This window comes from Kitasatospora sp. NPDC101176 (genome assembly GCF_044768035.1).
Taxonomy (GTDB): domain Bacteria; phylum Actinomycetota; class Actinomycetes; order Streptomycetales; family Streptomycetaceae; genus Kitasatospora.
The window spans coordinates 653,138-679,196 of sequence record NZ_JBIWPA010000001.1 but is presented as its reverse complement, the minus strand read 5'-3'; the positions used below and the strand labels follow the sequence as shown (position 1 = coordinate 679,196).

Below are 26,059 nucleotides of genomic sequence, written 5' to 3'. Positions count from 1 at the left end.
CAGCGGACAGGGGCGGCGCCCGAACGGCGCCGCCCCTGTCCGTCTTCGCCCGTACCGCCCTGACGTTCGCAGCCCGTCACCGTTCTGGCGGTCCGTCAGGCCCGGAGGTACGTCAGCACCGCGAGGACCCGGCGGTGCCCGCTGTCCGGCGTCGGCATGTCCAGCTTGGAGAAGATGTTGCCGATGTGCTTGTTCACCGAGCTCTCGGCGATGAACAGCATCTCGGCGATGGTGCCGTTGTTGCGCCCCTCCGCCATCAGGGCCAGCACCTCGCGTTCGCGCTGGGTCAGCGAGGAGAGCGGGTCGTCGCCGGCCCGGCGGACCATCAGCTGCGAGATGACCTCGGGGTCCATCGCGGTGCCGCCGTCGGCGACCCGCTCCAGCGCCTGCAGGAACTCCTCGGCGCGCCCCACCCGGTCCTTGAGCAGGTAGCCGACCCCGGAGGCGCTCTGCGCCAGAAGCTCGGTGGCGTAAGCCCGTTCGACGTACTGGGAGAGCACCAGGACGGGCAGGGTGGGCAGTTGCTTGCGGGCCTCGACCACGGCCCGCAGGCCCTCGTCGCGGAAGGTGGGCGGCAGCCGGACGTCCACCACGGCGACGTCCGGGCGGTGTTCGAGCAGCGCGGGCAGCAGGTCGTCCCCGTTGTCCACGGTGGTGCACACCTCGTGGCCCTCGCTGTTGAGCAGCAGCACCAGCCCCTCACGGAGCAGGGCGTTGTCCTCGGCGATCAGGATCCGCATGGAATCTCCACCTTCAGTACGGTCGGGCCCCCGGTCGGGCTGAACAGCTCGGTGGTCCCGTCGAATGCGGCGACCCGCCGCCGGAGTCCGAGGATCCCACTTCCGGCGCCCTCGGTGGCGCCGCCCTTGCCGTCGTCCTCGACCCGGATAGAGATCGCCTCCGGGGCGATCCGCAGCCACACCAGGGCGCTGCGGGCGCCGCTGTGCTTGGCGATGTTGGTGAGCGCCTCGGAGATCACGAAGTAGGCGGCCGCCTCGGCCGCGGCGGGCGCGCGCGGCGGCGCCCCGGCCGACTCGTCGATGTCTATCCGGGTCGGGACCCCGCAGAGCGCGGTGAGCGCCCGGACGGCGTCGGTGAGTCCGCGGTCGGCGAGCACCGGCGGGTAGATGCCGCGGACCAGGTGGCGCAGTGACTCCAGGGCCTGCTCGGCCAGGTGCTGGGCGGCGTCGACCATCTCCGGCACCTGTTCCGGGCGGTGGCCCAGCGCGCGCTTGATCATGCCCAGTCGCAGCGAGACCGCCACGATGCCGGCCTGGGCGCCGTCGTGCAGGTCGCGTTCGATCCGGCGCAGCTCGGCGTCGTGCGCGTCCAGCGCCTCGGCGCGGGTCACCGCGAGTTCGCGGACGCGCTGGGCGAGCGCGACCCGGGCGCGGGCGGTCAGCAGCCGGCGCGACATCCGGGCGTGCACCAGGGCCAGCCCGCGCATCGCGGCCATCGCCACCACGGCGTAGCCGATGCCGATGAACAGTGCCAGGAACGCCTTCGCCCAACCGTCGACGTTCATCAGGATGATGGAGTTGCGCTCGTTCTCGGCGAGCTTCCACCACACCGGTGCGGAGAGCCAGTTGAAGGCGTTGCCGCAGATGCTCAGGGCGAAGATGGACAGCGCCGAGCCGACCACGCCGTGGGTGATCAGCCAGACCAGGTCCTTGCGGACCGCCGGGTCGCGCAGCGAGGGCTTGCGGGGGCCGGTGCGGCCGGGTTCGAGGTCGCGGTAGGGGCTGCGGACCGTGGTCTCCAGCAGCCGCCCCACCCGCCTGCGGTGGAACTCGGCGTAGCTGCGCAGCAGCCGCAGGGTCCGCGGCAGCAGCAGGAAGCCGGTGCCGACCAGGCAGAGCGCGAAGACGACGGCGATCAGGTAGAACAGCACCAGACCGGCGAGGCCGGTCATCAGGCAGAGCAGCATGTAGCCGGCGGCCGGAGGGAAACGGGCCAGCGTCTGGCGGATCCACTGCTCCGGTTCCAGCCGCCGTAACTCCGCGATGCCGGGTGCCCGTACGGCTCCCAGAACTCCTCGTACGGCTTCTGAAACCTTCCGAGTGAACATCCCGATCACCCTACCACCGTCCCAAATCCGGCGCGGGGTGGCACTTTTCTGCACCATCGAGTCTCCAGTTCGTGCCCTGGTCCGGGCCCTGCCGCGGGACCTACCTTCGTGAACGTCAAGTGGTGCGTGCGAGTGGTGGAGGCCGGAAGTGAGCAGAAAGGCACGGGGAGCGCGGACGGAGGAGCTCCAGGGCGCGGCGCAGGAGGAGTACGCGAATCCGCCGCGGCCGGACGGGAGTGCCGCTCTGGACGCGCACTGGGTGGTCCGCCTCGACGGGGTCCGCAAGACGTACGGCAAGGGCGCCGGGGCCGTGCACGCGCTGCGCGACCTCTCCCTCGCCTTCGCCCGGGGCACCTTCACCGCGGTGATGGGCCCCTCCGGGGCGGGCAAGAGCACCTTCCTGCACTGCGCGGCCGGGCTGGACCGCCCGGACGCCGGTTCGGTGGTGCTGGGCGGTACGGAGCTGGCGCAGCTGAGCGAGGTCGAGCTGACGATCATGCGCCGGGAGCGGGTCGGCTTCATCTTCCAGGCGTACAACCTGATGTCGGCGCTGACCGTCGCCGACAACATCACGCTCCCGCTGATGCTCGCCGACCGCCGGCCGGACCACCAGTGGCTGCAGCAGGTCGTGACGCAGGTGGGACTGTCCGACCGGATGGGCCACCGGCCGTCCGAGCTCTCCGGCGGTCAGCAGCAGCGCGTGGCGATCGCCCGGGCGCTGGCGGCCCGGCCGGAGGTGGTCTTCGCCGACGAGCCGACCGGTGCGCTGGACACCCGCACCGCCCGCCAGGTGCTGCAGCTGCTGCGCGAGGTGGTGGACGGCCTCGGGCAGACCGTGATCATGGTGACCCACGACCCGGTCGCCGCCTCCTACGCCCACCGCGTGGTGTTCCTCGCGGACGGCAGCTACGCCGAGGAGATGACGCACCCCACCCCGGACCGGGTGGCCGAGCGGATGACCCGGCTGGGGGAGTGGTGAGTCGTGTTCAGGCTCGTCGTACAGACCGTCAAGGAGCGTAAGGCCGGATTCGTCGGGGCGTTCGTCGCCCTGTTCGGCGCGTCCGTGCTCATCACGGCCTTCGGCATCATCCTGCAGTCCGGCATCGGCAACGGGGTGCCGGTCCAGCGCTACTCCGGCGCCGCGGTCGTGGTCGGCGGTCAGAAGCACTTCACGGTCCACGAGGCCAAGAAGAGCAAGTCCAAGGACCTCAAGGACGCCGTCGGCGTCCCCGTCGACCTGGTCGACAAGGTGGCCCGGACCGAGGGCGTAGACCGCGCGGTGCCGGTGCTCACCTTCCCCGCGCAGGTCGTCTCCAACGACGGCGAGCAGCTCGTCAAGGGCGCCGACGACCGGACGACCAACGGCACCAACTGGGGCGCGGCGGCGCTCGGCCCGTACGACCGGGCCGGCGACGAGCCGCGGCGCGCCGGTGAGGTGGTGCTGGAGAAGTCCGTCGCCGACCACCGCAAGGTGAAGGTGGGCGACAGCGTCAGGATCGCCTCCACCCGGGACGCCTCCTCGTACCGGGTCGTCGGCATCGTGACCTACAAGGGCGGCGGCGGGGCGCTGCGCACCCCGCCGCTGTTCTTCTCCGACGACGAGGCGCGCACCCTGTTCGGCCGCACCGACCAGGTCAGCGCCATCGGCGTGCTGGCACCCGGCGGCACGAACGCGGGCAAGCTCGCCGACCGGATCGAGAAGGCGCTCAAGGGCGCCCGCACCGACGTCTACACCGGCGACGGGCGCAGCAGCGTGGAGAACCCCGACGTCGCCTCGGCCCGGGGCAGCCTCAAGGAGCTGGCCGGCTCGCTCGGCGGCACCGTCGTGCTGATCACCATGATGGTGGTGGGCAGCACCCTGGCGCTCAGCGTGCACCAGCGGCGGCGCGAGCTGGCGCTGCTGCGCGCGGTCGGTGCCACGCCCAAGCAGATCCACAAGATGATCTCCGGCGAGGCGCTGGTGATCTCGCTGGTCGCCTCGGTGCTGGGCTGCTTCCCCGGCATGATCGCCGCGGGCATCCTGCGCGGGGCGCTCGGGGCCATCGGCATCCTGCCCGACGACTTCGAGTTCTCCTACGGCCCGATCCCGGCGATCGCGGCGGTGGGCATCGGGGTGATCGCCGCGCAGGTGGCGGCGTTCGCGGTGGCCCGCCGGGTGGTGTCGATCCGGCCGGTGGAGGCGCTCAGCGAGGCCCAGACCGAGCAGCCGGGCATCGGCGGCGCGCGGGTGACCATCGGGGTCCTGCTGTTCGTCCTCGGCTTCGGCGCGTCGCTGCTGCCGCTGTTCTTCGGCAGCATCTTCGCGGTGGCCGGGGCCGGCAGCGGCGGGCTGATCATGGTGATCGCGATCCTCATGCTGGCCCCGCCGGTGGTGGCCAGGGCGACACGGCTGATGGCCGCGCCCTTCCAGCGCCGCTTCGGCACCCTCGGGTTCCTCGCGGTGGCCAACACCCGGGCCAACGCCCGCCGGCTGGCCGCCGGCATCGGCCCGCTGATCATGGCCATCGGCTTCGCCTCGGTGCAGCTGTTCATCCCGACCACCACGTCGGGTGCGGCCGAGGACCAGGCGCGGGCGGGCGTCGTCGCCGACTACACCCTGACCAGCGAGGCCGGCGGACTGCCGGTCAGCGCGCCCGGGTTCATCAGGACCCTGGACGGGGTGGACGCCGCGGCCGGGACGGTGCGGGTCGACCTCTTCGCCTCCACGAAGATGCTGGGCTCCCCGGAGATCTTCGACTACAAGGCGCAGGGGCTCACCACGGGCAACCTGGACCGGGTCCTCGACCTGGACGTCTCCGAGGGCTCGCTGGACGCCCTCACCGCGGACACCGTGGCGATCAGCAGCGGGGCGTCCGCCACGCTCGGCGCGGGCGTCGGCGGCTCCGTCAAGGTGCACATGCCGGACGGGCAGACGCTGGAGCCGAAGGTGGTGGCCGTGTACCAGCGCGGCCTGGGCTTCGGCGACATCACACTGGCCTACGACACCGTGCTGCAGCACAGTTCGCGCCGGATGTACGACTCCGTACTGGTGCGCGTCAAGCCCGGCGCGGACCAGAAGAAGGTGATCGGCGAGCTCACCGGGCTCAACGACCGCTACCCCGGGGTGCAGGTCCGCGACAAGGGCGGGCTGTCCGCCGCCCAGCAGAAGGCCGGGGTGGCCGGCCTGGTCGGCAGTGCGCTGCCACTGGTCCTGGTCTTCGGGTACATCGCGGTGGCCGTCGCCAACACCCTGGTGATGACCACACTGGCCAGAGCACGGGAGTTCGCGCTGCTGCGGCTGGTCGGGGCGACCCCGGAACAGGTCATGCGGATGATGCGCACCGAGACGCTGATGCTGATCGTGATCGCGGTGGTGGTCGGCAGCCTGGTGCCGATCGTGCCACTGGTGACGGTCAGTCTGGGGCTGACCGGCTCGCTGGTCCCGCACATCCCCCCGCTGCTGTACCTGGCGATCGTGGCGGCGACCTCGGCCCTGGCGGCCGCCGCCGTCCTGATCCCGACCAAGCTCGCCCTGCGCGCCCGCCCGGTGGAGGCCATCGGGCTGCGCGAGTAGTCCGGAGCACGGGGGCGGCTCGCACCGCACCCTTTGCAGCACCGACCCGCCGATGGGGTCCGCGACCGCGGACCCCATCGGCGTTTCCGGGTTTCCGGCCGGGTTTCCCGGCAGGCCGGACGGCACGTCGTTCGGCAGGTCGGACAGCAGGTCGGACAGCAGGTCGGACGGCAGGTCGCAGTGCGGCAACCAGGGTCATTCGGCTGCAACTTAACGACCCTGACCGGCCCCGCCGCCCGGTGTTAGCCTGCATTCACCAGAACGAATTCCCCTTTTGCGTAATCCCCGTACCGACGAGCCGCGGACCGAACGCGGCCGAACGGGACTGTCGTGCTGCGCCTTTTTCGGATTCCGGTGAATGCGGTGGGTGGGTTTCAGTGAATTCACAGTCATGGCGTGAAAATGCCGGGCGGCTCGCGCGCGAACACGGCGTGCGGACGCTGCGGTGCGCCTTCTACGACGCCGGCGAACTCCGGGTCGCCGGGCCGGGCGCGGAGGCCGGGGCGGCCCCCGTCCTGCCGTTCGCCTCGCTCACCAAGCTCCTCACCGCGACGGTGGCCGTGCAGCTGGCCTTCGACGGAGACCTCGACCTGGACCGTCCGGTCGGCGAGTACCTGAACGAAGCGCCGTACTCCGCACTCGACATGACGATCCGTCATTTCCTGAGCCACTCCTCCGGACTGGTGACCGACGCCCCCGGCGGCGGCGGGCTGCGGGCCGCCGTCGAGGCGGAGCCGCTGTTCGCCCCCGGAACGGCCTTCTCCTACTCCAACGCCGGGTTCGCCCTCGCCGGGAAGGTCGTCGAGGCCGTCGCCGGGACGAGCTGGCGCACCGCCGTGACGGAGTTCCTGCTCCGGCCGCTGGGCGTCGAACCGGCCTTCCTGGCGGCCGGCGCCCACCCGCGCGACCTCGCCCCCGCGACCGCCGTCGCCGGGACCGTCACCGACCTGGTCGCCTTCGCCCGGCTGCACCTGGACGACCGCCCCGCCGCCCTGGCCGCCCTGCTCGACCGGGAGGCCGTCCAGGAGATGGCCCGACAGGCCTTCGACACCCTGCCGTTCGGCCTGGCCGACGGCTGGGGCCTGGGCTGGGCCCGGTTCGGCAACGGCGCCGACCGCTGGCTCGGCCTGGACGGCGTCGGCGCCGGCGCCACCTGCCACCTGCGGATCCAGCCGGAACGCGGCACCGTCATCGCGCTGCAGGCCGACTCCCCGGCCGGGCTCGGCGCCTGGCAGGACCTGCTGGCCCTGCTCCGGGAAGACGGCGTGGACGTCCCCGGCCCCGCCCCGGCCCCCGCGGCCGGCGCCGGGCAGGAGCTGCCGGACTGCACCGGGCGGTGGGCCAACGGCGAGACCGTCTACTGGATCCGCCCCGGCGCCGCGGCGGACGACCGCGCCCTGCCCGGCGCCACCGTCCTGGTCGACGACGACGGGACGGAGTACGACCTGACCGGCCGGAGCGAGCGCGTCTTCGCCGCCCGGCACCCGCGGCTGCCCGAGGTGGAACACCTCGGCCGCTTCCTGCTCGACCCGGAGACCGGGCGCGCGGACCACATGCAGTTCGGCGGCCGCGTCCTGCGACGCGTCGCCTGAACAGGCTGGAGAGCGAACGTGACGATCACCAACGACAGTGCCCTGTCGCCGGCGCAGCAGCGCCTGTGGTTCCTGAACCGCTTCCAGGAGGGCGCCGCCGGCCACACCCACGCGGTGGCGCTGCGCCTGACCGGCGCGCTGCTCCCGGACCGCCTGCGCGCCGCGCTGGACGCCCTGGTGCGCCGGCACCCGCTGCTGGGCACCGTGCACCGCGAGGAGGAGGGCCGCTGCCGGCCCGGTGCGGCCCCCGACGGCGCGCCGTTCGCCGGGCTGCGCGCCGAACCCGTCGACCCCGACCGGGTGGACGAGGCGCTGGCCCGGGCCGCCGCGGAAGGCCTGGACCTCACGCGGGAGGCCCCGCTGCGGGCCCGGCTGCTGGCCGCCGGCCCGCAGGACCACGTGCTGCTGCTGACCGTGCACGAGATCGCCGCCGACGAGCGCTCGCTCGGCCTGATCCTCGACGACCTGGCCCGCGCGTACACCGCCGACCAGGACGCGGCCCCCGCGCCCCAGTACGCCGCGGCGGCCGCCGCCGACCGCGCCCGCTACGGCGCCCCCGACCGGCCCACCGACCAGGCCGCGGCCGAACTCGCCCACTGGCGCGCCGTGCTGGACGGCGCCCCGACGCAGCTGGAGCTGCCCGTCGACCGGCCCCGCCCGGCCGTCACCCGCTACGCCGCCGACGAGCACCGCACCGCGCTGGACGCCCCGCTGACCGCCGCCCTCACCGGCCTGGCCGCCGACGCCGGCGCCGGTGTCGAGGCCGTGCTGCACGCCGCCGTGACCGTCCTGCTCGGCCGCTTCGGCGCCGGCCCGGACGTCCCCCTGGTCGGCAGCCTGCCCGGCCGGGACGACGCCGAACGCGCCGGAACGGTCGGCCCGTTGGCCAACCCGGTGGTGCTGCGCGCGGCCGCCCGGCCCGGCGCCGGATTCCGCGAGCTGGTCCGCGCCTGCGCGGCCGCCGCCGACACCGCCCGCCGCAACGGCGGCGTCCCCTTCGAGACCGTGGTCGGCGCGCTGCGCCCGGAGCGGGCGCTCAACCGCCACCCGCTGGCCCAGGTGGCCCTCGACCTCGCCGAGGACCTGCCCGCCCGCCTGCCGTTCGGCCCGCTCGACGCCCGCGTCGAGCGACTGCCGCGCCGGCACTCCCCGTTCGACCTGCGGCTGGCCTTCCGCACCGCGCCGGACGGCGGGGGGCTGCGGCTGCACGTCACCTTCAGCACCGAGCTGTTCGACCCGGCCACCGCCCGGCGGCTCACCGACGCGCTGGTCCGCCTGCTGGCCGCCGTCGCCGCGCAGCCGGACCGGGACCCGGCCGACCACGACCTGCTGGACCCGGCCGAGCGGCAGGCCCTGCTGCACGGGTGGAACGCCACCGCGCGGCCGGTGCCCGACGCCGACGTCTCCGCGCTGTTCCGGGCCCGGGCCGTCGCCCAGCCCGACCGGACCGCCCTGATCGCCGGCAGCACCGTGCTCAGCTACGCCGAACTCGACGACCGCGCCGAGCGGTTGGCCGGCGAGCTGCGCCGCCACGGTGCCGCCCCGGGCCGGCTGGTCGCCCTCGCCCTGCCGCGCTGCGCCGACCTCGTCGTCGCCCTGCTCGCCGTCGCCCGCACCGGCGCCGCCTACGTGCCGCTCGACCCGGACTACCCGGCCGACCGGATCGGCTACATCCTCGACCACGCCGGGCCCTCCGCCCTGGTCACCGACACCGCGACGGCCGCCCGGCTGCCCGCCACCGCCGCGCACCCGGTGCTGCTGGACGACGCGCAGGTGCGCGCCCGGCTCGCCGCCGGGCCCGCCCCGGCACCGGGCCCCGCCGCCACCGCGGCCGACCCGGCGTACGTCATCTACACCTCCGGATCCACCGGCCGCCCCAAGGGCGTGGTCATCAGCCGCCGCGCGCTCACCAACTTCCTGGTCTCGATGGCGGACCTCTTCCCGCTGGCCGCCGAGGACGTCTGGACCTCCGTCACCACCATCGCCTTCGACATCGCGGCCCTGGAGATCTACCTGCCGCTGGTCGGCGGCGCCACCGTCGTCCTCGCCGACCGCGCGACCGTCACCGACCCGGCCGCGCTGGGCGCCCTGGTCACCCGCACCGGCACCACCGTCCTGCAGGCCACCCCCAGCCTCTGGCAGGCGCTCTGCGACGAGGTGCCGCAGGCGCTGACGGGCCTGCGGATGCTCGTCGGCGGGGAGGCCCTGCCGGCCGCCCTCGCCGAGCGGATGCGCCGCACCGGCCGCGAGGTCACCAACCTGTACGGGCCCACCGAGACCACCGTCTGGTCCACCGCCGCCCGCCTCGACGACCGCCCCGGCGCGCCGACCATCGGGCGCCCGATCGGCAACACCCGGGTGCGCGTCCTGGACGAGGGGCTGCGCCTGGTGCCCGTCGGTGTCGCGGGCGAGCTGTACATCGCCGGCGACGGCGTGGGCACCGGCTACCTGCACCGCGAGGACCTCACCCGGGACCGCTTCCTGCCCGACCCGTACGGCGCCGACGGCGAACGGATGTACCGCACCGGCGACATCGTCCGCTGGGCCGCCGACGGCAACCTCGAGTACGTCGGCCGCGCCGACTTCCAGCTGAAGGTGCGCGGCTTCCGGATCGAGCCCGGCGAGATCGACGCCGTCCTGGAACGGCACCCCGCGGTCGCCCGGGCCGTCACGGTGGCCCGCGACTACGGCACCGCGGACACCCGGCTGGTCTCCTACGTGGTGCCGGCCGGCCCTGCCGGGGCCGACCCGGCCGAGCTGCGCGCGCACGCCGCCGCGACCCTGCCCGGCTACATGGTCCCGGCCGTGGTCGTGCCGATCGCCGGCATCCCGCTGACCCCCAACGGCAAGACCGACCGGTCCGCCCTCCCGGACCCGGGCACCGCCGCGGCCGGCGCCGGGCACGGGCCGCGCAGCGCCCGGGAGGAGCAGCTGTGCGACCTCTTCAGCGAGGTGCTCGGGGTCGGCTCCGTCGGCGTCGACGACAGCTTCTTCGACCTCGGCGGGCACTCCCTGCTCGCCACCCGGCTGATCGGCCGGATCCGCTCGGTGATGGACGTCGAGGTGCCGATCCGCACCCTGTTCGAGTCGCCCACCGTCGCCGGGCTGGCCGGCCGTCTGGGCGGCGTGCCGGCCCGCCGGGCCGGGCTCGTCCCGGTCGGGCGCGAGCGGCCGCTGCCGCTGTCCTACGGGCAGCAGCGGCTCTGGTTCCTGTACGACTACGAGTCCCAGGGCACCGAGTACAACTCGCCGCTGGGCCTGCGGCTCACCGGGCCGCTCGACGTCGCCGCCCTCGGCCGCGCCGTCGACGCCCTGGTCGAGCGGCACGAGATCCTGCGCACCACCTTCGCCACCGAGGACGGCCGGGGCGTCCAGGTCGTCCACGACCCCGCACCGCGGCCGCTGCGCCGCACCGACCTCGCGCAGGAGGGCGGCGCCGAGGGCCTGGACGCGCTGCTGCGCACCGGGCTGAGCCGCAGCTTCGACCTGCGCGGCGGCCCGCTGCTGCGCCCCTGGCTGATCCGGCTGGGCGACGAGGAGCACCTGCTGGTCCTCGACATGCACCACGTCGTCACCGACGGCTGGTCCAAGGAGGTGATGGCCCGCGAACTCGTCGCGCTGCTCGACCGGGAGACCACCGGCCGGCCCGCCGGGCTCGCCCCGCTGCCGCTGCAGTACGCCGACTACGCCGCGCACCAGCACGCCGAGCACGGCGAGCGGGAGGCCGCCGACCTGGCCTACTGGAAGGGCCGGCTGGACGGTGTGGTGCCGCTGGAGCTGCCCACCGACCGCCCCCGGCCGGCCACCCGCAGCACCGTCGGCGCCGTCCACGCCTTCGAGCTCCCCGCCGCCCTGGTCGCCGACCTGACCCGGCTCTGCCGCCGCGAGGGCAGCACCCTGTTCACCGTGCTGACCGCCGGCGTCCAGCTGCTGCTGTCCCGCTACGCCCGCCAGCGCGACGTCGCGGTCGGCACCATCGTCTCCGGGCGCGAGCACAGCGAACTCGAGGACGTGCTCGGCTTCTTCGTCAACACCCTGGTGCTGCGCGCCCGCACCACGCCGGAGACGACCGTCGGCGCCTTCCTGGCCGAGGTCCGGCAGACCGTGCTGGACGCCTTCACCCACCAGCACCTGCCGTACGACCGGCTGATCGACGAGCTCAAGCCCGACCGCGACCCGAGCCGCACCCCGCTGATCCAGGCGGCGCTGATGCTCAAGCGCGCCCAGGACGCCCTGCCCGGCCCCGACGGCCTGCGGGTCGAGGAGGCCGCGCTGCCGCGGATGCACGCGCTGTTCGACATCGGCTTCGAGTTCGAGGAGCGCGACGGCCGGATCGGTGGCCTGGTCGAGTACAGCACGGCGCTGTTCGACCCGGAGACCGTCGAGCGGATCGCCGGCCACCTCACCGCCCTGCTCGCGGGCATGGCGGCGGACCCGGACCGGCTCGTCGACGACGTGCCGATCATGGGGGAGGAGGAGCGCCGGCTCGTCACCACCGGCTGGAACGCCACCGCCACCGACGCCCGCTTCCGCACCGCCACCGTCCACCGGCTGGTGGCCGAGCAGGCCCGGCGCACCCCGGACGCCCCCGCCGTCACCGCCGAGGACCGCAGCCTGACCTTCGCCGAACTCGACGCGCTCACCGACGCGCTGGCGCACCGGCTGGTCGATCGCGGCGTCGCACCCGGCACCGTGGTCGGCGTCCGGACGCTGCGCGGCGCCGAGATGACGATCGCCCAGCTCGCGGTGCTCAAGGCCGGCGGCGCCTACCTGCCGCTCGACCCGGAACTCCCCGACGACCGCACGCTCTTCGTACTCGGCGACGCCGGTGTGCCGGTGCTGCTCACCCAGCGCGGCCTGGCCGGGCCCGGGGCGCCGGAGGGAGTCGAGACGCTCTACGTCGAGGACACCGCGGCGGGCACCCCGGCCGGTGGCCCCGACGGACCGCCCGAGGTGGCCGTCGGCCCGTCCGACCTCGCCTACGTGATCTACACCTCGGGCTCCACCGGCCAGGCCAAGGGCGTGCTGATCGAGCACCGCGGTGTGGTCAACCTCTGCGACTGGTACCGGGAGTTCTTCGACGCCCGGCCGGGCGACCGGGCCACCCAGATGGTGCCGCCCGGCTTCGACCCCACCGTCCTGGAGCAGTGGGGCGCCCTCGCCTGCGGCGTCGAGATCCGCTACCTGCCCGACCGGGTGCTGGAGGACCCGCACCTGACGGCGGACTGGATCGTCGACCAGGGCATCACCCTGATCCTCGTCCCGGCGCCGAGGCTGGAGGCCCTGCTGGACCAGCCCGCGCTGTACCGGGGCCGGGTGCGGCACGTCATCACCGGCGCCGACGTGGTGCGCCGGCGGCTGCCGCGCGGCACCGCGTTCTCGCTGGCCAACCTCTACGGCCCGACCGAGACCACGGTGCTGACCACCGGCACCGTCCTGGAGTGCGAGGAGGACGCCCCGGCCGGGCGGCTGCCCTCGATCGGCCGGCCGATCGCCAACACCACCGGCTACGTGCTCGACGAGCGCCGCGCGCCGGTGCCGGTCGGCGTCCCCGGCGAGCTGTACGTCGGCGGTGCCGGGGTGGCCCGCGGCTACCTGGGCCGCCCCGAGCTGACCGAGGAACGGTTCGTCCCGGACCACCTCGGCGCCGGGCCCGGCGCCCGGCTCTACCGCACCGGCGACCTCGTCCGCTGGCTGCCCGACGGCACCCTGGAGTTCCTCGGCCGGATCGACGACCAGGTCAAGGTGCGCGGCTACCGGATCGAGCTCGGCGAGATCGAGACCGCGCTGCTCGACGACGAGAGCGTCGAGCAGACCGCCGTCGTCGCCCGCACCGGGCCGTCCGGGCAGACCGCACTGACCGGCTACGTGGTGCCCGCGGGCGGCACCGCCGACCCGGAGCGGATCCGGGCCCGGCTCGCCGAGCGGCTGCCCGGCTACATGGTGCCGCCGGTGGTCGTGGTGCTGGACGCGTTCCCGATGACCACCAGCGGGAAGATCGACCGCCGGGCCCTGCCGGAGCCGCAGGAACGCCGCCCGGCCGCCGAACCGACCGCCCCGCGGGACGAGACCGAGGCGGCCCTGGCCGGGATCTGGGCCGACGTCCTGGGCGTGGCCGCGGTGGGAGCCGAGGACGACATCTTCGACCACGGCGCCAACTCCGTGCTCACCCTGCAGGTGACCGCCCGGATCCGCGAGGTGTTCGGCGTCGGCGTCTCGGCGCGGCACGTGTTCGCCGCCCGCACCGTGGCCGCCCTGGCGGACCGCGTCCGCAAGCAAGTACTCGAAGACGTGCGCCGGACACCGGCGGACCGGACCACGAAGCGCGGCGTCGCGCGGGGGAGCAAGCGATGACAGACCAGCGACACGGCGACGACACCACGGCCGCCGAGCCGGACGCCGACGAGATCCTGCGCCGCCGGCTGGCCACCGCGGCCGGCGGCGACCGGGACGCCGTCCGCCCCGGCGGGGACGGGCCGGCCCCGCTCTCCTTCGGCCAGGAACGGCTCTGGTTCCTGCAGGAGTTCGAGACCGACGCGGTGGAGTACACCACCTCCTTCGGCCTGCGGCTGCGCGGCGGCCTGGACCTGGACGCGCTGCGCACCGCCCTGACCGCCCTGGTCGAGCGGCACGAGCCGCTGCGCACCGTCTTCACCACCGAGGACGGCGTCGCCCGCCAGGAGGTGCGCCCCGCCTACACCCCGGACACCGAGCCGGTGGACCTCGCCGGGCTCGGCGCCGAGGAGCGCGAGGCCGAGTTCGCCGCGCTGCTGCAGCGCGAACTCGCCACGCCCTTCGACCTGTCCCGCGGCCCGCTGCTGCGCTCCACCGTGGTGCGGCACGCCCCGGACGACCACGCGCTCTTCCTCAACCTGCACCACATCGCCGCCGACGGCTGGTCCAAGGGCCTGCTGACCACCGAGCTGGGCGAGCTCTACCGGGCCGCGGTCGAGGGCCGCCCGCACACCCTCGCCCCGCTGCCGGTCAGCTACCGCGACTACTCCCGCTGGCAGCGCGAACGCTGCACCGAGGAGCTCCTCGCCGGCCAGCTGGACCACTGGCGCGAGGAACTGGCCGACCTCCAGCCGCTGGAGCTGCCCACCGACCGGCCCCGGCCCGCGGTGCGCACCACCGTCGGCGCCCTGCACGCCTTCCGGGTGGACGCGGCGGTGGCCCGCGGCCTGGAGGAGCTCGGCGCCGAACGCGGCACCACCCTGTTCGCCGTGCTCGCCGCGGCCACCCAGGTCCTGCTGGCCCGGCACACCGGGCAGCGCACGGTGGGCCTCGGCACCGTCTCGGTCGGCCGCGACCGCTCCGAACTGGAGCCACTGGTCGGCTTCTTCGTGAACACCCTGGTCCTGCAGGGCCGGATCGACCTGGACGAGCCCTTCGGCGAGCTGCTGGAGCGCACCACCGACCAGCTGTGGGACGCCCTGAGCAACCAGGACGTGCCCTTCCACCGCCTGGTGGACGAGATCCAGCCCGAGCGCGACCCGAGCCGCACCCCGCTGGTGCAGGCCGCCCTGGTGCTGCAGAACGCGCCCGGCGGGCTGCCCGACTTCGGCGGCCCGGAGGTCTCCGAGTTCCGCGCGCCCTCGGTCTCCTCCATCTTCGACCTGACGCTGGAGTTCACCCCGGACGCCGGCGGCGGGCTGGGCGGGACGGTGGAGTACAACACCGACCTGTTCGACGCCGCCACCGTCGACGCGCTCTGCACCCGTCTGCTGCTCCTGCTGGCCGGCGTGGCCGCCGACGCCGACCGGCCGGTCGGCGACCTGCCGCTGCTCACCGCCGCCGAACTCGCCCTCGTCACCGGCGAGTGGGCCGAGAACCGGGTGCCCTACCCGTCCGACCGGACGGTCCACTCCCTGGTCGCCGAGCAGGCTTCGGCCACCCCCGACGCGATCGCCGCCTCCGACCCGGACGGCGAACTGACGTACCGTCAACTCGACGAGCGGTCGGACCGGCTGGCCCGGCTGCTGGTCGAGCGGGGCGCAGGCTCCGGCCAGCACGTCGCGGTCTGCCTGCCCCGCGGGACGGGGCTGGTCGTCGCCCTGCTGGCGGTGCTCAAGGCCGGCTGCACCTACGTGCCGCTGGACCCGGACTACCCGGCCGACCGGCTGGAGTTCATGCTGGCGGACACCGCGGCCGCGCTCTGCGTCACCGACCGCGAGCTGCTCGCCCGACTGCCCGACCTGGCCGTGCCCGCCCTGCTCCCCGCCGAGCACGCCGCCGACCTGGCCGCGCTGCCGGCCGGCCCGCCGCCGACCGACGCCGGCCCGGAGACCGCCGCCTACGTCATCTACACCTCCGGCTCCACCGGCCGGCCCAAGGGCGTCGTGGTCGAGCACCGCGCCGTCGTCCGGCTGGTCCACGGCGCCGACTACGCCCCGCTGCGGGCCGACGACGTGGTCGCCCAGGTCGCCGACGCCACCTTCGACGCCGCCACCTTCGAGTTCTGGGCGCCGCTCGTGGTCGGCGCGCGGATCGCCGTCATCACCAAGGACGTCCTGCTCGACCCGCCGGCCTTCGCCGCCGCGCTGGCCTCCACCGGCACCACCGCGATGTTCCTCACCGCCGGCGTCTTCAACCAGGTCGTCAGCCTGGAGCCGACCGCCTTCGGCGGCATGCGCCACCTGCTGGTCGGCGGCGAGGCGCTCAACCCGCGCCGGATCGCCGAGCTGCTGGCGGGCGGCCGCCCGCCGCAGCGGCTGGTCAACGCCTACGGGCCGACCGAGACCACCACCTTCGCCGTCACCCACCTGATCCGCGAGACCGACGGCGTGCGCGCCATCCCGATCGGTCGCCCGATCTCCAACACCGCGGTGTACGTCCTCGACGAGCGCCGCCGGCCCGTCCCGCCGGGCACCCCCGGCGAGCTCTGGATCGCCGGCCCGGGCGTGGCCCGCGGCTACCTGGGCCGCCCCGAGCTGACCGAGGAGCGCTTCCTCCCGTCGCCGTTCGCCACCGGTCCCGGCGAGCGGATGTACCGCACCGGGGACGTGGTGCGCTGGGCCGACGGCCTGGTCGAGTACCTCGGCCGCGCCGACACGCAGGTCAAGGTGCGCGGCTACCGGATCGAGCCCGGCGAGGTCGAGGCCGTACTGGAGCAGCACCCGGGGGTGGCCGCCGCCCTGGTCGTCGCCCTCGCCGACGGCGACCACAAGCGGCTGGTCGGCTACCTGCGGGCGGAGCCCGGCGCCGCGCCGGCACCGCTCGACCTGCGCGCCTTCGCCGAGGAACGGCTGCCGTCCTACAGCGTGCCGACGGCCTTCGTCACCCTGGACGCCTTCCCGCTCACCGCCAACGGCAAGGTCGACGTCCGGGCCCTGCCCGCGCCGGAGACCACCCTGGAACGGGAGGACTACCGGGCCCCCGAGGACCCGGCCGAGCAGGCGCTCGCCGAGGTCTGGTCGGAGGTCCTCGGCATCGACCGGGTCGGCGCCGACGACAACTTCTTCGAGCTCGGCGGCGACTCCATCCTCAGCATCCAGGTGGTCGCCAGGGCCCGCCGGGCCGGCCTCGTCATCACCTCGAAGGACATCTTCTCCCGGCAGTCGCTCGCCGACCTGGCCCGCGCCGCCCGGCCCGTCGAGCAGGCCCCGGCGGCCGGGCCCGAGGCCGAGGACCACGAGCCGGCCCCGCTCGGCCCCGTCCAGGAGTGGTTCTTCGAACACCACACCCGGGGTGCGCACCACTTCAACCAGTCCGTGCTGATCACCCTGGACGGCGCGGTCGACGAGGCGGCGCTGGCCCGCGCGGTGGCCGGCCTGGTCGGCCGGCACGACGCCCTGCGCTCCCGCTTCGCCACCGGCCCCGACGGCCGGCGCGTGCAGCTCGTCCCCGCGCTCGAACCCGGCAGCACGCCCTCCGAGGCCCGGATCGAGCGGATCACCCTCGACCAGGCCGCCCCCGAGGAGCGGGACGCCGCCATGCGCGCCCTCGCCGAGGCCGCCCAGGCCTCGCTGGACCCGGTCGAGGGCCCGCTGCTGCGCACCCTGCTCTTCGACCACGGCGCCGGCCGGCCGCCCCGCCTGCTGATCACCGTGCACCACCTCGCGGTGGACGGCGTCTCCTGGCGCATCCTGCTGGACGACCTGGAGGCCGCCTACCGCCAGGCCGTCCGGGGCGGGGCCGTCGACCTCGGCCCGGCCGGCACCTCCTACCGCGGCTGGGCCCGCCGGCTCGCCGCCCTCACCCGGGACGGCGGCCTGGACGCCGAGCTGGACCACTGGGCCCGCCCGGTGCCGGCCGGCTCCGCCGAGCTGCCCACCGACCGGGAGGGCCGCAACACCGTCGGCGAGACCCGTGCCGTCTCCGCCGGCCTGGACGCCGAGCGCACCCGGCAGCTGCTCCAGGACGTGCCGGCCGTCTACCGCACCCAGGTCAACGACGTCCTGCTGACCGCGCTCGGCCGCGCGCTGGCCCGTTTCACCGGCCGGTCCCGCACCCTGATCACCCTGGAGGGCCACGGCCGCGAGGAGATCCTCGACGGCGTCGACGTCTCCCGCACGGTCGGCTGGTTCACCTCGATCTTCCCGGTGCTGCTGGAGTCCCCGGCCGACCGCCCGCTCGGCCGGCTGATCCGCGACACCAAGGAGCTGCTGCGCGCCGTGCCCGCCCGCGGCGCCGGCTACGGCCCGCTGCGCCACCTGCGCGGCGACGAGCCGCGGGCCCGCGCGCTGGCCGCGGCGCCGCAGCCGCAGGTGAGCTTCAACTACCTCGGCCAGTGGAGCGACGCGGCGGCCGGCAGCGAGCTGTTCCGCGCCGTCGAGCCGGACTACGGCCGCGACCACCACCCGGACGAGGAACGGCCGCACCTGCTGGACGTCGTCGGCGAGGTCCGCAACGGCGTACTGACCTTCGACGTCCACTACGCCCCGCAGCGCCACGACCGGGCCACCGTCCAGCGCTTCGCCGACAACTTCGCTGCGGCCCTGGCCGAACTCGTCGAACACTGCCTCACCCCCGGCGCGGGCGGCGCCACCCCCGGCGACTTCCCGCTGCTCAGCCTCGACCAGGCCACCGTCGACCGGCTGGTGCCGGCCGGCTCCTCGGTCGAGGACGTCCACCCGCTCACCCCGATGCAGAGCGGCATGCTCTTCCACACCCTCAACCAGGACGGCGTCGGCGCCTACTCCGACCACGTCGCCTTCCGGCTGGAGGGCGTGCGCGACGTCGACGCGCTGGCCGCCGCCTGGCAGCACGTCGTCGACCGCACGCCCGCGCTGCGCACCCGGCTGGTCTGGGACGGCGTCCCCGAGCCCGTCCAGGTGGTCGAGCGCACCGCCGAACTGACGGTCCGCCGCCTCGACTGGACCGGCCTGCCCGCCGCCGAGCTGGAGCGCCGGGTCAGGGCCCTGATCGACGAGGAGCGCGCCACCGGGATCGAGCTGTCCCGGGCGCCGCTGATGCGCCTGGCGCTGGCCCGCGAGGACGAGCGGACGGTGCGCGTCGTGTGGACCTTCCACCACGCCGTGCTGGACGGCTGGAGCACCTCGCACCTGTTCGCCGACCTCTTCGCCGCCTACCGGGCGCTCACCGACGGCCGGGGCGCGGCCCCCGCGCTGCCCGAGCGCCGGCCCTTCCGCGACTACGTCGCCTGGCTGGCCCGGCAGGACAAGGACGCGGCCGCCGCGCACTGGAGCGCCCTGCTGGGCGACCTGGACGCGCCGACCCCGCTGCCGTTCGGCTGCACGGTGCCGCAGGGCCACGAGTCGCAGTCCGCCGGTCAGGTCCGGGTCGGCCTGTCGGGCGCCGAGACGGACGCGCTGGTCGCGATGGTCCGGCGTCACCGGCTCACCCTCAACACCGCCGTCCAGGGCGCCTGGGCGATCCTGCTGGCCCGACACTCGGGGCAGCGCGACGTCTGCTTCGGCACCACCGTGGCCGGCCGCCCGACCGACCTGCCCGGCGCCGACACCATGGTCGGCAACCTGCTGAACACCCTGCCGCTGCGCACCGCCGTCGACCCGGACGCGCCGCTGGTGGAGTGGCTCGCGGCGCTGCAGGCCGACCAGGCGGAGTCCCGCCGCTTCGAGTACTCCTCGATCGCCGAGATCCAGCGCAGCAGCGGCGTCCCGCGCGGCAGCGCGCTCTTCCAGACCCTGGTGGTGTTCGAGAACTACCCGGGCAACGGCGCCGCCGCCGAGCGCCACGGACTGCGGCTCAGCGACGTCCGCGCCGTCGACACCACCAGCTTCACGCTGGACCTCACCGCCTACGACGACGACGGCTCGCTGACCCTGCTGCTCTCCTACGACCCGGCGCTCTACGACCGGGCCCGGGCCGAGGCGCTGGCCGACCAGCTGGCCGTCCTGCTCGGCAGCATGCCGAGCGCCCCCGAGCAGCGGGTCGGCGACGTCCCGATGCTGTCGCTGCGCGCCCGCGACCGGGTGCTGTACGAGTGGAACGACACCGGCACCCCGGGCAGCGACGCCTGCCTGCACGAGCTGTTCGCCGAGCAGGTCCGGCTGACCCCGGACGCCGAGGCGGTGGTCTTCGAGGACACCTCGCTGACCTACACCCAGCTCGACGCCCGCGCCAACCGGCTGGCCCAGCACCTCGTCGGCCAGGGCATCGGCCCGGAGACCGTGGTCGCGATCTGCCTGGACCGCGGCCCGGACACCGTCGTCGCCGCCCTCGGCGTGCTCAAGGCGGGCGCCGCCTACCTGCCGCTGGACCCCTCCCACCCGGCCGAGCGGCTGCGCCTGGTGCTGGACGACAGCGCCGCCGCCATGCTCGTCACCCAGCAGGACCTCGCCGAGCGGCTCCCGCTCTGCGACGCGACGGTGCTCTGCCTGGACGCCGACCGCGCCGAGATCGACAGCTGGCCCGCCGAGGCGCCCAGCACCGAGGTCACCCCGGACAACCTGGCCTACGTCATCTACACCTCCGGCTCCACCGGCCGGCCCAAGGGCGTCACGGTCGAGCACCGCAGCGTCGCCCGGGCCGCCGCGGCCTGGCGCGAGGCGTACCGGCTCGACCAGGCGCCGGCCCGCCAGCTCAACCTCGCCAGCATGGCCTTCGACGTCTTCGTTTCCGACCTCACCCACGCGCTGACCACCGGCGGCGCCCTGGTGCTCTGCCCGAAGGAGGCCACCACCGACCCGGCCCGCCTGTTCGACCTGATCGAGCGCCACCGCGTCACCCACGTCGAGACCGTCCCGTCGCTGGCCAACGCGCTGGCCGACGAGGCCGCCCGCACCGGCCGGCCCTTCCCGCCGCTGCGCTACCTGGCCGTCGGCTCGGACAACTGGCGCACCGACGACTGCCGCCGGCTGCTGGCCGCCGTCGCCCCCGGCACCGTGGTGCTCAACTCCTACGGCGTCACCGAGGCCACCGTCGAGTCCTCGTACTTCACCGTCACCCCGCAGTCGCTGCCCGACGTCGCGAGCGTGCCGATCGGACGGCCCGTCCCGGGCACCCGGATGTACGTCCTGGACGCGGACCTCGAACCGCTGCCGGTCGGCGTCGTCGGCGAGCTCTACCTCGGCGGCTTCGGCGTCACCCGCGGCTACCTCAACCGCCCCGACCTCACCGAGGAGCGCTTCAGCGCCGACCCGTTCACCCCGCACCCCGACGGCCGGCTCTACCGCACCGGCGACCAGGCGCGCTTCCTGCCCACCGGGGACGTCGAGTTCCTCGGCCGCGGCGACGACCAGGTCAAGATCCGCGGCTTCCGGGTGGAACTGGCCGAGATCGAGGCCGTGCTGCGCCGCCACCCCGACGTCCTGGACGCCGTCGCGGCGCTGCGCACCGAACCCGGCGCCGTGCTCACCGGCTACGTGGTGGCCGTGCCCGGCACCGACCCGCAGAGCGCCGACCTGCGCCGGTACCTGGAGGGCTCGCTGCCCCGGCACATGGTGCCGCAGGCCTTCGTCCGGCTCGACCGGCTGCCGCTGAACGCCAACGGCAAGGTCGACCGCCGGGCGCTGCCCGCGGCCGCCGCCGACGACCGCCCCGCCACCACCAGGACCGCCCCCCGCACCCCCGCCGAGCAGGCGCTCGCCGGGCTCTGGGCCGAGGTCTTCCGGGTGCCCGAGGTCGGCGTCGACGACAACTTCTTCGACCTCGGCGGCGACTCGATCCTGAGCATCCAGGTCGTCTCCCGGGCACGCCAGCTGGGCCTGCGCCTCAGCTCGCAGGACATCTTCAGCCACCAGACCATCGCCGGGATCGCCGCGGCGACCACCACCCACGAACCCGAGGAGCCGGCCGGCGTGAACACCGAACCCGTCACCGGAAGGGCGCCGCTGACCCCGATCCAGCGGGCCTTCTTCCAGCACCACACCGAGGCCCCGCAGCACAGCACCATGTCCGTGCTGGCCGAGCTGCGGGAGCTCCCCGACGAGGCGCACCTGCGCACCGCGCTGGACGCGCTGCTCACCCACCACGACGCGCTGCGCACCCGGTTCCGCACCGTCTACGGCCGCTGGCAGCAGGAGATCGCCGCCCCCGGCGACGCCTGGCCGCTGGAGCGGCTGGACCTCGCCCTGGAGGCCGACCCGGAGGGCGCACTGCTGGCCGCCGCCACCGCCGCCCAGGCCGGCTTCGACCTGGCCGAGGGCCCGCTGGTGAAGGCCGTGCTCGCCGACCTCGGCGGCACCGCCGGCGCCCGGCTCTTCCTGACCGCCCACCACCTGGTCGTCGACGCGGTCTCCTGGCAGATCCTGCTGGGCGACCTGGAGACCGCCTACCGGCAGGCCGCCGCGGGGCGCCCGGTCGACCTCGGCCCGCGCGGCACCTCCTTCCCGGACTGGTCCCGGCGGCTGTCCGAGCACACCGCGGTCGGCGGCTTCGACGAAGAGCTCGACCACTGGTTCGCGGCCGGCCGCGCGGCCGCCGCGCCGCTGCCCGCCGACGCCGACGGCACCCCGACCGTGGCCACCGCGGCCGCCGTCCGGGCCGCCCTCGACGCCGGGACCACCGACGCGCTGCTGCGCGAGGTCCCGGCGGTCTACCGCACCCAGGTCAACGACGTGCTGCTGACCGCGCTCGCCCGGGTCCTCGCCGACTGGACCGGCGGCTCCGCCGTCCTGGTCGACCTGGAGGGCCACGGCCGCGAGGAGATCTTCGACGACGTCGACCTGAGCCGCACCACCGGCTGGTTCACCAGCTCCTTCCCGGTCGCCCTGGACACCGACGCCGACGCCGACTGGGGCGCCCGCCTGCGGTCCGTCAAGGAGCAGCTGCGCAGCCTCCCGCAGCGCGGCATCGGCTACGGCGCGCTGCGCCACCTCAGCCCCGCCGGCGCGCCCGGCGAGCTGCTCGCCGAGGGGGCCCGCGCCCAGGTCGGCTTCAACTACCTCGGCCGGGTCGTCGACGGCCACGACGGCGCCCTGCTGCGGGACGTGCGGCTCGGCTACGGCGACGAGCAGTCGCCCGCGGAGCTGCTGGAGTACCCGCTCGACATCGTCGCGTACGTGCGCGACGGCGAGCTGGGCTTCGAGCTGTTCCACTCCACCGCCACCCACACCACGGAGACCGTCCAGCGGGTCGCCGACCAGCTGGTGGCGGCCCTGCGCGGGATCGTCGCGCACTGCCGGGAGGCCGGTGCCACCGCCTCCGGCGCGACCCCCTCGGACTTCCCGCTCGCCCGGGTCGACCAGCCGCTGCTGGACGAGCTCGGCCGCGCCGGCCGGATCGCCGACCTCTACCCGGCCACCCCGATGCAGCACGGCCTGCTGTTCCACAGCCTCACCGAGGAGGGCGAGGGCGTCTACCTCGGCCAGCTGTCCTTCCTCCTGGAGGGCGGCGTGGACCCGGACGCCTTCGCCGAGGCCTGGCAGCGCCTCGCCGACCGCACCCCGATGCTGCGCACCGCCTTCGCCCGGGTGGACACCGACCAGCCGCTGCAGGTCGTCCGGGAGAAGGTCACCGTGCCCGTCGAGCGGCTGGACTGGCGGGACCTGCCCGCCGCCGAGCGCGAGGAGCGGCTCGCCCGCCACCTCGCCGAGGACCGCACCCGCGGCATCGACCTGGCCGCCGCGCCGCTGATGCGGCTGGCCCTGATCGACGAGCCGGACGGCGCCCTGCGGGTCGTCTGGACCTCGCACCACCTGCTGCTGGACGGCTGGAGCAGCGCCGAGCTGGTCTCCGAGGTGGTCGACGACTACCTGCGGCTGACCGGCCACGACCGGCCCGCCCCGGCCGCCCGCCGCCCGTTCCGCGACTACGTCGCCTGGCTCGGCGAGCAGGACCTCGGCGACGCCGAACGCTACTGGCGCGGGCTGCTGGACGGCTTCACCGCCCCGACCGCGCTGCCGGCCGACCGCACCGGCGAGGAGGCGGCCCGCCAGGGCAGCGAGGCGACCAGCGTCTTCCAGCTGGACCGGGCCACCACCGAGCGCCTCGCCGAGGTCGCCCGGCGCCACCGCCTCACCATCAACACGCTCGCCCAGGGCGCCTGGGCCCTGCTGCTCTCGCGCTACTCGGGCGAACGGGAGGTCTGCTTCGGCTCGGCCGTCTCCGGCCGCCCCGCGGACCTGCCCGACGTCGAGTCGATGATCGGTCTGTTCATCAACAACCTGCCGGTGCGGGTGGAGGTCAGGCCCGAGCAGCCCGTCCTCGACTGGCTGGGCGACCTCCAGCGCGGTCAGGTCCAGGCCCGCAGCCACGAGTACGTGTCGCTGGCGCAGATCCGCGGCTGGACCGGACTGCCCGCCGGCGTCGACCTGTTCGACAGCTACGTGGTCGTCGAGAACTACCCCTTCGACGGCGAGATGGGCTCCGACCAGGGCATCGGTATCCGTGACGTGCGCTCGCAGGAGCCCACCAGCTACGCGATGGTGCTGGCGGTCTTCGCGGGCGAGCGGCTCTCCTTCCGGCTCGCCTACGACCCCGGGCTCTTCGACGCGGACACCGCCGACCGGGTCACCGGAGACCTGCGGGCCCTGCTGGAGGACCTCGCGGCCGAGCCCGGGCGCACCCTGGCCGAGCTGCCCGCGCTCGCCCCCGCCCACCGGGAGCGGCTGGTCACCGGGTACAACGCCACCGAGACCGCGCTGACCGACGACGCCCTGGTGCCCGGGCGGTTCGCCCGCCGGGCCGCGCAGACCCCGCAGGCCGTCGCGCTGGTCCACGACGGCGAGCGGCTCACGTTCGCCGAGCTGGACGAGCGGGCCAACCGGCTCGCCCACCACCTCGCCGACCGGGGCGTCGGCCCCGAGGTGCCGGTCGCGGTCTGCCTGCGGCGCGGGACCGGCCTGATCACCGCGCTGCTCGCGGTGCTCAAGGCGGGCGGCGTGTACACCCCGCTGGACCCGGCCGCCCCGGCCGAGCGGCTGCGGCTGCTGGTCGAGGACGTCCGCCCCCGGGTGGTGATCGCCGACGAGGCGACCGGCGCCCTGCTGACGCTGCCCGCGGACGTCGACCTGCTCGCCCCGGACCGGGAGCGGGACGCGATCGCCGCCCGGCCGGCCACCGCGCCCGAGGTGGCGCTCGCCCCCGAGCACGCCGCCTACGTCATCCACACTTCCGGCTCCACCGGCCGGCCCAAGGGCGTGCTGATCGAGCACGGCAGCCTGGCGAACCTGTTCGACAGCCACCTGCGGACGGTCTTCGAGCCGCTGCGCGAGGCCTGCGGCGGCCGGCAGGTCCGGGTCGCCCACCTGGCGCCCGCCTCCTTCGACGCCTCGTGGAACCCGGTCCTGTGGATGGTCGCCGGGCACGAGCTGCACCTGGTCGACGACGAGGTCCGGCGCGACGCGCACGCCCTGGTCGCGTACCGTGCCGAGCAGCGGATCGACTTCCTGCAGACCACCCCGTCCTGGTTCCGCCAGCTGGACGACGCCGGACTGCTCGACGACGGCGCCCACCCGCTGCGCGGCGCCGCGCTCGGCGGCGAGGCGATCGGCCAGGCCCAGTGGGACCGGCTGCGGGCCCGCACCGGCCTGCTCGCCTACAACTTCTACGGGCCCACCGAGGCGACCGTGGACGCGCTGGTCTGCCGGATCGCCGACAGCCCCCGGCCGGTCCTCGGCCTGCCGGTCCAGAACGTCCGGGCCTACGTCCTCGACGCCGAGCGCAACCTCGCCCCGGTCGGCGCGCCCGGCGAGCTGTACCTGGCCGGCGACGGCCTGGCCCGCGGCTACCTGGGCCGGCCCGACCTGACCGAACGGGCCTTCCTGGCCGCCCCGTTCGACCCGAAGGAGCGGCTGTACCGCACCGGGGACCGGGTCCGCCGGCTCTCCGACGGCCGGCTGGAGTTCCTCGGCCGGCTCGACGACCAGGTCAAGCTGCGCGGCTACCGGATCGAGCCGGGCGAGATCACCGCGGCCCTGGACGAGCACCCGGGCGTCGCCGAGTCGGTGGTCCTGGTCCGCGGCGAGGCCGAGCACGCCCGCCTGGTCGCCTACCTGCGCCCCGCCGCGGGCGGCCTGCCCGGCGGCGCCGAACTGGCCGGCTACCTCGCGGAGCGGCTCCCCGCCCACCTGGTGCCGGCCGCCTACACCGAGGTGGCGGAGTTCCCGCTCACCCGGCACGGCAAGATCGACCGGGCCGCGCTGCCCGACCCGGAGGAGACGGCCGTCGAGGCCGCCGAGGAGTGGGTGGAGCCGCGCGACGGGACGGAACGGCTGATCGCCGGGATCTGGGCCGAGACCCTGCACGTCGAGCGGGTCGGCGCGCACGACAGCTTCTTCGCCCTCGGCGGGCAGTCCCTGACCAGCGTCCAGGCGATCACCAGGATCAAGCAGACCTTCGGTGTCCGGATCGCGTTCCGCAGCCTCCTCGAGAACCCCACCGTGGCCGCGGTCGCCCGGCTGGTCGAGGACGCGCTGCTGGAGGAACTCGAGCGAGAGGCCGCGCGCCAGTCGGCGCCCGCGGCGGAGTGAGGACGACGAC

At 75.0% G+C, this 26,059-nt stretch carries 7 protein-coding genes; 5 read left to right on the top strand and 2 right to left on the bottom strand.

Translation table 11 applies throughout. From position 1 onward, the window contains the following. Nucleotides 1–95: 95 nt before the first annotated feature. Both ACIRS1_RS02670 and ACIRS1_RS02665 read right to left on the bottom strand, forming a co-directional pair. Nucleotides 96–740 (bottom strand): response regulator, encoded by a 645-nt coding sequence (locus ACIRS1_RS02670; RefSeq protein WP_402836259.1) that lies wholly within the window; start codon nt 738–740, stop codon nt 96–98. Beyond that, nucleotides 728–2,068, bottom strand: coding sequence for a sensor domain-containing protein (locus ACIRS1_RS02665; RefSeq protein ID WP_360214066.1), 1,341 nt, complete (start codon nt 2,066–2,068; stop codon nt 728–730). The genes ACIRS1_RS02670 and ACIRS1_RS02665 overlap by 13 nt, the downstream gene beginning before the upstream one ends. Before the next feature lie 244 nt (nt 2,069–2,312). Here ACIRS1_RS02665 and ACIRS1_RS02660 point away from each other — a divergent pair, with 244 nt between their 5' ends. From ACIRS1_RS02660 to ACIRS1_RS02640, 5 genes are all read left to right on the top strand, one after another. Then, nucleotides 2,313–3,047 carry an ABC transporter ATP-binding protein gene (locus ACIRS1_RS02660; RefSeq protein ID WP_360214112.1) on the top strand — a complete coding sequence of 245 codons (735 nt, stop codon included), beginning with the start codon at nt 2,313–2,315 and terminating at the stop codon, nt 3,045–3,047. A gap of 3 nt (nt 3,048–3,050) precedes the next feature. Further along, nucleotides 3,051–5,621 (top strand): FtsX-like permease family protein, encoded by a 2,571-nt coding sequence (locus tag ACIRS1_RS02655; RefSeq protein ID WP_360214068.1) that lies wholly within the window; start codon nt 3,051–3,053, stop codon nt 5,619–5,621. A gap of 431 nt (nt 5,622–6,052) precedes the next feature. After that, the gene (locus ACIRS1_RS02650; RefSeq protein ID WP_402836257.1) at nt 6,053–7,213 is read left to right on the top strand and encodes a serine hydrolase domain-containing protein; all 1,161 of its coding nucleotides are present in this window, start codon (nt 6,053–6,055) and stop codon (nt 7,211–7,213) included. Nucleotides 7,214–7,231: 18 nt separating this feature from the next. Beyond that, nucleotides 7,232–13,567, top strand: a complete 6,336-nt coding sequence (locus ACIRS1_RS02645; protein ID WP_402836255.1) for an amino acid adenylation domain-containing protein — start codon at nt 7,232–7,234, stop codon at nt 13,565–13,567. Continuing rightward, nucleotides 13,564–26,049, top strand: coding sequence for an amino acid adenylation domain-containing protein (locus tag ACIRS1_RS02640; protein WP_402836253.1), 12,486 nt, complete (start codon nt 13,564–13,566; stop codon nt 26,047–26,049). Before ACIRS1_RS02645 ends, ACIRS1_RS02640 begins: the two co-directional genes overlap by 4 nt. Nucleotides 26,050–26,059: the final 10 nt, after the last annotated feature.

Excerpts from the sequence above, each read along its gene's own strand:
- ACIRS1_RS02670 (WP_402836259.1), bottom strand. The coding sequence starts at position 740 with ATGCGGATCCTGATCGCCGAGGACAACGCCCTGCTCCGTGAGGGGCTG.
- ACIRS1_RS02665 (WP_360214066.1), bottom strand. The coding sequence starts at position 2,068 with ATGTTCACTCGGAAGGTTTCAGAAGCCGTACGAGGAGTTCTGGGAGCC.
- ACIRS1_RS02640 (WP_402836253.1), top strand. The coding sequence starts at position 13,564 with ATGACAGACCAGCGACACGGCGACGACACCACGGCCGCCGAGCCGGAC.